Origin of the sequence: Rhodococcus sp. Q1 (assembly GCF_004153645.1) — a bacterium.
Classification (GTDB): domain Bacteria; phylum Actinomycetota; class Actinomycetes; order Mycobacteriales; family Mycobacteriaceae; genus Rhodococcus; species Rhodococcus gordoniae.
This window is the reverse complement of record NZ_SDMJ01000004.1, coordinates 394412-402565: the sequence shown is the minus strand read 5'-3', so window position 1 is coordinate 402565 and position 8154 is coordinate 394412. Positions and strand designations below refer to the sequence as shown.

At 67.9% G+C, this 8154-nt stretch carries 9 protein-coding genes; 3 read left to right on the top strand and 6 right to left on the bottom strand.

Annotation, left to right across the window (positions count from 1 at the left end; translation table 11 throughout):
* Nucleotides 1-228 precede the first annotated feature (228 nt).
* The 3 genes from EQ874_RS14180 to EQ874_RS14170 are packed head-to-tail and all read left to right on the top strand — an operon-like array spanning nucleotide 229 to nucleotide 3270.
* The gene (locus tag EQ874_RS14180) at nucleotides 229-1467 is read left to right on the top strand and encodes a glycosyltransferase family 4 protein (RefSeq protein ID WP_064064002.1); all 1239 of its coding nucleotides are present in this window, start codon (nucleotides 229-231) and stop codon (nucleotides 1465-1467) included.
* Nucleotides 1461-2192 (top strand): class I SAM-dependent methyltransferase, encoded by a 732-nt coding sequence (locus EQ874_RS14175; RefSeq protein ID WP_064064001.1) that lies wholly within the window; start codon nucleotides 1461-1463, stop codon nucleotides 2190-2192. The genes EQ874_RS14180 and EQ874_RS14175 overlap by 7 nt, the downstream gene beginning before the upstream one ends.
* Nucleotides 2179-3270: a prenyltransferase gene (locus tag EQ874_RS14170; RefSeq protein WP_129977167.1), complete on the top strand. Its 1092-nt coding sequence runs from the start codon at nucleotides 2179-2181 to the stop codon at nucleotides 3268-3270. The genes EQ874_RS14175 and EQ874_RS14170 overlap by 14 nt, the downstream gene beginning before the upstream one ends.
* A gap of 1 nt (nucleotide 3271) precedes the next feature.
* Here the strand turns inward: EQ874_RS14170 and EQ874_RS14165 are convergent, their stop codons facing one another.
* From EQ874_RS14165 to EQ874_RS14140, 6 genes are read right to left on the bottom strand one after another with little or no spacing between them, the layout of a single operon-like run.
* A complete protein-coding gene (locus EQ874_RS14165) occupies nucleotides 3272-3934 on the bottom strand; it encodes a class I SAM-dependent methyltransferase (protein WP_129977166.1) in 663 nt (220 codons plus the stop codon).
* A 44-nt stretch (nucleotides 3935-3978) separates the two neighbouring features.
* Nucleotides 3979-5043 (bottom strand): phosphotransferase, encoded by a 1065-nt coding sequence (locus EQ874_RS14160; RefSeq protein WP_129977165.1) that lies wholly within the window; start codon nucleotides 5041-5043, stop codon nucleotides 3979-3981.
* Nucleotides 5040-6149, bottom strand: a complete 1110-nt coding sequence (locus EQ874_RS14155) for a TIGR03857 family LLM class F420-dependent oxidoreductase (protein ID WP_129977164.1) — start codon at nucleotides 6147-6149, stop codon at nucleotides 5040-5042. The genes EQ874_RS14160 and EQ874_RS14155 overlap by 4 nt, the downstream gene beginning before the upstream one ends.
* A complete protein-coding gene (locus tag EQ874_RS14150) occupies nucleotides 6146-6514 on the bottom strand; it encodes a carboxymuconolactone decarboxylase family protein (protein WP_129977163.1) in 369 nt (122 codons plus the stop codon). Before EQ874_RS14150 ends, EQ874_RS14155 begins: the two co-directional genes overlap by 4 nt.
* Nucleotides 6511-7449, bottom strand: coding sequence for an NAD(P)-dependent oxidoreductase (locus EQ874_RS14145; protein ID WP_129977162.1), 939 nt, complete (start codon nucleotides 7447-7449; stop codon nucleotides 6511-6513). The genes EQ874_RS14150 and EQ874_RS14145 overlap by 4 nt, the downstream gene beginning before the upstream one ends.
* Nucleotides 7395-8144, bottom strand: coding sequence for an SDR family oxidoreductase (locus EQ874_RS14140; protein WP_129977161.1), 750 nt, complete (start codon nucleotides 8142-8144; stop codon nucleotides 7395-7397). The genes EQ874_RS14145 and EQ874_RS14140 overlap by 55 nt, the downstream gene beginning before the upstream one ends.
* Nucleotides 8145-8154: the final 10 nt, after the last annotated feature.

Here is an 8154-nt window from a genome sequence, read left to right as displayed (position 1 = left end):
CTCCAGGCGAAACCCCGGTATCACGTCGATACCGGGGTTTCGTCGTATTGTCGGTTCGTCACGGCTGCCAGTCCGGTAGGTCGGTGCTCCCACTCGTGTCGCCGATCCTCACGGCACCACCCCCGGCTCGCTATCGTGAGGGCACAAAACATGTTCTAGTGTGTGCCCTACACAACTAGTGGACATCTGTCCGAGACCTGGCCCTCCGAGCGGAACCCGAGGTGGAATGTGCGCGTAGCTCTGTTGTCGTACCGGAGCAAGCCGCATTGTGGGGGTCAGGGGGTCTACGTTCGCCATCTCGCTCGCGAACTCGTCGCCCAGGGACACACCGTCGAGGTGTTCTCCGGCCAGCCGTACCCCGAACTCGATCCCGGCGTGACGCTCACGAAGGTGCCCAGTCTCGACCTCTACCGCGACGACGACCCGTTCCGCACCCCGAAGCCGGGTGAGTACCGCGACCTGATCGACGTCCTCGAGGTTGCCACCATGTGGACCGCCGGCTTCCCCGAACCGCGTACCTTCGGTCTGCGCGCCGCGCGCCTGCTGCGCGGGCGTCTCGGTGATTTCGACGTCGTGCACGACAACCAGTCGCTCGCCTCCGGTCTGTTGCGCATCGCCGAGGATCTTCCGCTCGTCGCGACGATCCACCATCCGATCACCCGCGACCGCGAACTCGATCTGGCCTCCGCCACCACCTTCCGCCGCAGGTTCACGCTCCGGCGGTGGTACGGATTCCTCCGCATGCAGGAGAAGGTGGCGCGTCGTCTCCCCACCCTGCTCACGGTCTCGGAGAACTCGGCCGACGACATCCGGACGGCCTTCGGGATCGAATCCGAACGTATCCATACGATCCCGCTCGGCGTGAACACGGAGATGTTCGCTCCGAGGCAGGCCGAGCGCGTCGCCGGCCGGATCGTCTGCGTCGCGAGCGCCGATGCCCCGCTCAAGGGGGTTCCGACGCTGCTCGAAGCGGTCGCGAAGCTGCGCACCGAACGCGAGATCGAACTGGTCCTCGTCTCGAAGCTCGCACCGGGTGGTGCGACCGAGAAACTCATCGACGAACTCGCGATCGGCGATGTCGTGCGCACCGTCTCGGGGATCGACGACACCGAGCTCGCCGACCTGCTCGCCTCCGCCGAGATCGCGGCGGTGCCGTCGCTGTACGAGGGATTCTCGCTGCCGGCCGTGGAAGCGATGTCGTGCGGAACGCCGCTCGTCGCGAGTCGGGCCGGCGCCATCCCCGAGGTCGTCGGGGATGCCGGTCTTCTTGTGCCCCCGGGCGACTCCGAGCAGCTTGCAGCAGGGCTCGCGGCCCTGTTCGACGACCCGGCCGAACGCCGGCGTCTCGGCGCGAAGGGCCGCGACCGCGTGCTCGAACGCTACAGCTGGGCGGCCGTGGCGGCGAAGACCGCCGCAGTCTACGAAAGAGCGATTGCCGCGCACCGAGAGGGGAAGAACGGATGCTGACCGTCGACTTCGACCGCCTGGGCGTCGTACCGGGGATACGGGCCCTCGACATCGGCGCAGGTGCAGGGCGTCACTCGTTCGAACTGTATCGACGCGGTGCGGATGTCGTCGCCTTCGATCAGAATGCCGACGACATGAAGGCCGTCGCCGACATGTTCGTCGCGATGGAGCTCGAAGGTGAGGTCCCCGAAGGCGCGCTGGCCCGGGCGGAGGTCGGCGACGCACTCGCATTGCCCTACGACGACGCGACCTTCGATCTCGTGCTGATCTCCGAGGTACTCGAGCACGTCCCGGAGGACGAACGGGCCATCGCCGAACTCGTCCGGGTCCTCAAGCCCGGAGGTGTGGCGGCCGTGACCGTCCCGCGTTGGCTGCCCGAGAAGATCTGCTGGGCACTGTCGGACGCATACCACGAGGTGGAGGGCGGACACGTCCGCATCTACAAGGCCGACGAACTCGCCGCGAAACTCGCCGCCGCCGGCCTCCTGGTCTCGGGAACCGATCACGCCCACGCGCTGCACGCGCCGTACTGGTGGCTCAAGTGCGCCGTCGGAGTCGACAACGACGACAATCCGCTGGCGAAGGCGTATCACCGGTTGCTGGTCTGGGATCTCATGAAGGCGCCGTGGATCACCCGGACGGCCGAGAAGGTCCTCGACCCCGTCATCGGGAAGAGTGTCGTGTTCTACCTCGAGAAGCCGGGAACAGCCGGTGCGGCGCGGTGACTCCGCGCGCGTGACGGTGCCCTCGGTGCCGGGAGTGCTGTCGCCCGAGCAGTGCCTGGCCACCGGTCGCGCCATCGCGCGGATGCAGGAGCCGTCCGGAGCCGTCCCGTGGTTCCCCGGTGGACACACCGACCCGTGGGATCACATCGAATCCGCGATGGCGTTGACCGCCACCGGTTTGCGCGAGGAAGCGGATGCTGCCTTCGAGTGGTCGCGGCGGACGCAGCGAGGCGACGGCTCGTGGCCCATCCAGTTCCGTGGCGACATCGTCGAGAACCACGACACCGACAGTAATTTCACGGCCTACATCGCCGTGGGCGTGTGGCACCACCATCTCGTGACGGGCGATCGCAGGTTCGTCGAGCACATGTGGCCGACGGTGCGCGCCGCACTCGATCTGGTGGTCGACATGCAATTGCCGGGGGGCCAGATCTCATGGGCACGAGGCGCGGGCGGCATGTTCGACGAGGCCCTGCTCACGAGCTGTTCGAGCATCCACCAGAGTCTGTGGTGCGGGCTGCGGATCGCCGAGCAGGTCGGTGAGGCCCAACCCGAATGGGAGGTCGCGCTGATCCGTCTCGGTCACGCGCTGCGCCGGCACCCCGAGGCGTTCACCCCCAAGCCCGAGTACTCGATGGACTGGTACTACCCGATCCTCGGCGGAGCGGTGCGCGGCACCGAGGCGCACGAACGGATCGCCGAGCGCTGGTCGGATTTCGTCGTCGACGGGCTCGGGATCCGCTGCGTGGACCACCGGCCGTGGGTCACCGGGGCCGAGACCTGCGAACTGGTCCTGGCGCTCGATGCTCTCGGTCACTCCGGTCGTGCGCGCGAATTGTTCGCTGCCATGCAGCATCTGCGCGATCCGGACGGTTCGTACTGGACCGGTCTCGTCTACGCCGACGGCAAGAGATGGCCGGTGGAGGTCAGTTCGTGGACCAGTGCGGCGGTGATCCTCGCCGCCGATGCGCTCTCGCGCACGACGGGAGGAAACGCCGTCTTCCGGGATGCCGCTGCGCCCGCCCATCAGGTGGGAGCCGACCGCTGCACCGAACGCTGTCCGGTGCTCGTCCCGTAACTCAGCTGCCGGGCAGGGAGCCGACCGTTCCGCCGGTGCGTTCGAGGATTCGCAGGGAGGACGTCACGGACTTCTCGACGAATTCGCCGCTCTCCAGCGCGAGGCAGTAGATCTCGTACGGAGGCCGGCCACCGTCCTTCGGGTCGGGGAAGACATCGTGGATGATCAGTGCGCCGCCGATACGCACCCATTTCGCCCACCCGTCGTAGTCCGCACGGGCGGCTTCGCTGCTGTGACCGCCGTCGATGAACACGAACGACGCCGGAGTGCGCCAGAACGACGCCACCACAGGAGAATTTCCGACCACTGCGACGACGTGCGATTCGAGGTCGCCGTCGGCAAGGGTGTGCCGGAGGGCACCGACCGTGTCGAGCAGGCCGGTGTGCGGATCGACCAGCGACGGGTCGTGGTACTCCCAGCCCGGCTGGTGCTCCTCCGAACCGTGGTGGTGATCGACGGTGACGATGGTGCCACCGGTCGCCTTCGCCGCGGCTCCGAGATACACGGTCGAGCGACCGCAGTACGTGCCGATCTCGACACCGACGCCGTCACCGAGATACTGCACCGCAGCCTCGTGCAACGCGGTTCCCTCGTCCTGAGGCATGAAACCCGGTGTCGCCTCGGCGAGTTCGATCGCCTCGCGGGGCAGGGTGGTGCGGGACATCGGATGGGTCTCCGTTCTTCTCGCGTGGTGCGGTGTATCCCGGATCACCCTACCGATCGGCCGCGCCGTCCGATGCTCTCGGCTACCACGGTGAGACTGTCGAGATCGCGAATCGCCGCGCAGGACCGCTCGACCATCACCGCGAACATGTGGTCGCCGCGGTCGGTCCTCGTGCCGTAGGCGCACCCGAAGACCGCCACGAGAGGTCCCTGCAGCATCGCGAAGCGGTAGTCGTCCCAGCACTGCTGCAGGCCGTAACCTTCCACCCCGTGGCACAGCAAGGCGCGGTGATAGGTCGAGACCAGATCCTGCTCGTGCTCCCGGCGGGTTCCTGGGGACAGGCTCGTGCCGACGAAATACGCGAGGTCACGGGTGGGAAGCCCCACCGTCAGGGTTTGCCAGTCCACTGCGACCACACCGTCGCCGTCGGGCGGGAACAGGAGGTTGTCGAGCCGGTAGTCACCGTGCAGCAGCGCGAACCGGTCGGATCGCGCGAGCACCCATTCCTCGGTGACCTCTGCGCAGGCCCGCAGCGTGTCGCGGTCGTCGGGGCCGAGCAGATCGCCGAGGCGGTCGAGGAAGGTCTCGATCGCCGGGCCGTACAGCTCGGCGAGGATCCGTGCCTGCTCGGCGTTTGTCGTGGTGAGCCAGTCCGACTCGTACAGCTCGGGAGCGCACCAACGGGGACCGTGCAATCCGGCGAGATTGCGGACGGCGTCGTGTGCTTCGTCGACGGTGCATCCGGCGAGCTGGTCGCCGGGCAGTGCGGGAGCGGCGTCCTCGAGGAGCAGCGTGAACTCTCCGTCCTCACCGAACGCGACGTGATAGCAGGTGGGGGTACGCACTGCGACGGACCGTTCGATGTCGCTGTAGAAGCGCGCCTCCCCGCGGTAGGCGCCGGCCAGCATCCTCCGCGTCGCGGGATCGGGCGACGGGAGCTTCGCGACGAGCGAGGACGGCACGTCGTCGCCGGTCAGGACGAGCCGGTAACACAGTGCGATCTGACCCGTTCCGATCCGCTCGACCTCCACCGTATGCACCGTGCCGCCGAGCACGGCCGAGAGCCGTTCGGGAGTCAGGTCGTCCACCGACAGGAACAGGTCGGTCATGGTGCGCTCCGGCCGGGATTGGCGGGTAGGGATGCGAAACGTTCGGCGTCGCGGACGTTCCGCCAGGCGGCGACGATCGGAGCGAGCTCGGTGGGCGTGGCGCCGTGCAGGATCACGCTGTCGGCGCCGGCATCGAACTGGTCGGCGATGCGAGCCGCGCACTGTCGAGCGCTGCCGGTCGCGCTTGCGGCGAGCCACTCGTCGGGCAGCAACGAGCGGATGTGGACCAGCAGATCGGTCGGCGCCGCGTCGATCGGTCCGGAATTCGCCTGCACCTCGGCATCATCGCGGAAGCGGTTCAGTACCTCCCGATCCCAGCCGTTCGTGCGGACGAGGACGTCGCCGTATCCCTGGAGGTAGGTTGCGAGACGGCCGGTGAGCTTCCGCAACCTCATGTCTTCGGGGATCGACTCGTCGACGGTCGCGAGAACCGACCAGATGCGGACGGACCGCGGGTCGCGCCCGACCTGCTCGGCGGCGCGTCGCACCGTTCGCACGGCGCGCGCGAGTGTGTCGTCGGTGAAGAAGGTGTGCAGGACGACGGCATCGGCCACGCGTCCCGCCAGTTCGAGCGTGCGCTCACCGAGGGCGACCATGAGGATCGGGATACGGTCGGCGCCCTCGGCGGTGCGTCGCAGATACGGGAATTCGCCGGCCGGTCCGTGGTGGTCCGCGACGGCGTCACCGCGCCACAGGGTACGGAGCAGCTCGGCGGTGTCCTCGAGTCGCGCCGACGTCACGCGCGGTAGTCCCATGAGATCGAACAGCACGTCGAAGCCGCGGCCGAGTCCGAGGGCGTACCGTCCGCGGCTCATCCGGTGCAGTGTGGTCGCCATCGTCGCGGTGACGAGTGGATGCCGGGTGTGAGGGTTGGTCGCGGCGGTGCCGATCCCGAGCGTGCGGCTCATCGCGGCCGCCGCACCGGCCAGAGCTGCCGCGTCCTTGGTGTCGAATCGTTCGGACAGGAAGACCGACCCGAGGCCGATCTCCTCGGCGACGGCGATCTCGTCGAGCAACGCCCGCGGGTCGTCGGTGTGCCCGGCGAGGCCGTAGAACCCGAGTTCCGGACAGTCCGGCTCGGGCGTGGACCCACCGGGTGTATTCACGACCGGTTCGCGGCCCGCCGCTTGTGCAGCACGCTGCCGATCGTCGAATCGAGCTTCGTGCCCAACGGCCACCCGACGTAATGACAGAGGAACAAGGCGATCTCGCGGAGTTGCTGTTCGTCGAGTTCCTCGTTGTGCAGGGCCGCCGCGATCTGGATCTCGGCGACGTCGGTGAGTCCCTGCGCGGTGAGGGCGCCGAGGAGCAGGAGTCGACGGTCGCGGATGCTCAGTCCGGGCCGCGACCAGATGTCCGCGAACAGATGGTCGGCGGTGACGGCGAAATGATCTCCCGGGCCGTCCTGCATCTCCCAGCCGTAGACCTTCGACATCATCTCCAGGCCGCGGCGGCGGGTCTCGTCCGTCATGCGGGCTCCTTCCGGGAACGGGTCTGCGCGACCTCGCCGATACCGACGCCGAGCCCGGGGCCGAGATCGGTCAACGCTCGCGCACCCAGCGGAAGGTCGATTCCGAGACGGCCGCCGAGATCGAGTGCGAGCGCGAGATCCTTCTCGCCGAGGGCGCGGACGTGCGAAAAGATCGGGAACCACGAATCCTCCGGTGTCAGCGGAGACGTACTGTCGCGCCACATGATCGCACCCGCGCCACCGGTGATCGCGTCGGTGTGGCGGACGACCTTGCCGAGTTCGGTGATGTCGAGCCCGGCGGCCTCGGCGAGCCGCTGCGCCTCCGTTGCCGCGGTGAACGCGATGAAGTGGAGCAGATTGCGGGCCAGTTTCATCCGCGTTCCGGAGCCGACGGGCCCCGCGTGCACGACGAGCGACGCGAAGCTGCCGAAGGGTTCCTCGATTCTTCCGAAGGCGTCGTCGCTCGCGCCGACCATCACCGCGAGAGTTCCGTTCTTCGCACCCGGTGCTCCACCGCTGACGGGGGCGTCGACGAGATCGATGCCCCTGCTCGCGCAGATCTCGGCGAGTTCGACGGCCGTAGTGTCGGAGATCGTCGAGTGCACTGCCACGACGGTGCCGGGACGGGCGGAGGACAGCACCCCGTCGGGGCCGGTCACGACGTCGCGGACCTGGGTGTCGTCGAGGACCGTGACGGAGACGATGTCGCATTCGGCAGCCAACTCGGCGGGAGAGGACGTGGCCTTCGCGCCGGCCTCGACGAACGGGGTCACGGCCTCGGGTCGCGTATCGAGCACCGTCAGGCCTCCCGGCCTGTCGAGCAACCGCCGGGCCATGGGTGCACCCATGTTGCCCAGCCCGATGTATCCGTAGCGTCCGGTCACGAGCGGATCACCTGCCCGCCGTCGACGTTGAAGATCTGCCCCGTGACCCATCCGGCCTCGTCGGAGAGCAGGAACAGGCACATGCCGACGAGATCGTCGGGTGTGCCCATCCGTTGGAGAGGAAGCTGTTTCACCATGTCGGCGACCATGTTCGCGGGAGTGGTGGTGCGGGTCGCCTCGGTGTCGATGGGGCCGGGGGCGATCGCGTTGATGCGGATGTTCGATCCGCCGAGCTCCACCGCGAGTTGCTGTGTGAGTCCGTTGATCCCGACCTTTGCGAGCCCGTAGAAGCCCGAGTACAGCCATGCTGCCGTCGACGACTGATTGACGATCGACCCGCCGTTCTTCGTCATGTGCGGCCACACCGCGCGGGTGACGTTGAGGGCGCCGTCGAGGTTCACGCTCATGAACTTCTTGTAGTAGTCCCATGGAACCGTCAGCAGCAGATCGAGTTTCATACCGCCGTAGATGGCCGCGTTGTTGACCACGTGGTCGATGCCGCCGAAGGTCTCCACCGTCGACGCCGCGAGTGCTTCGGCCGAGACGGTGTCGGCCACATCGACCGAGGTGAAGGTCGCGGTGCCGCCGTCGGCGACGATCTGCTCGGCGACCTGTTCGCCGAGTTCGGCATTCAGGTCGGCGACCACCACCTTCGCGCCCTCGGCGGCGAGCGCACGGGCGTACGCCTCACCGATGCCTTGGGCCGCGCCGGTGACGATCGCGGTACGTCCTGTGAAACGTGCCATCTCGTAGGTC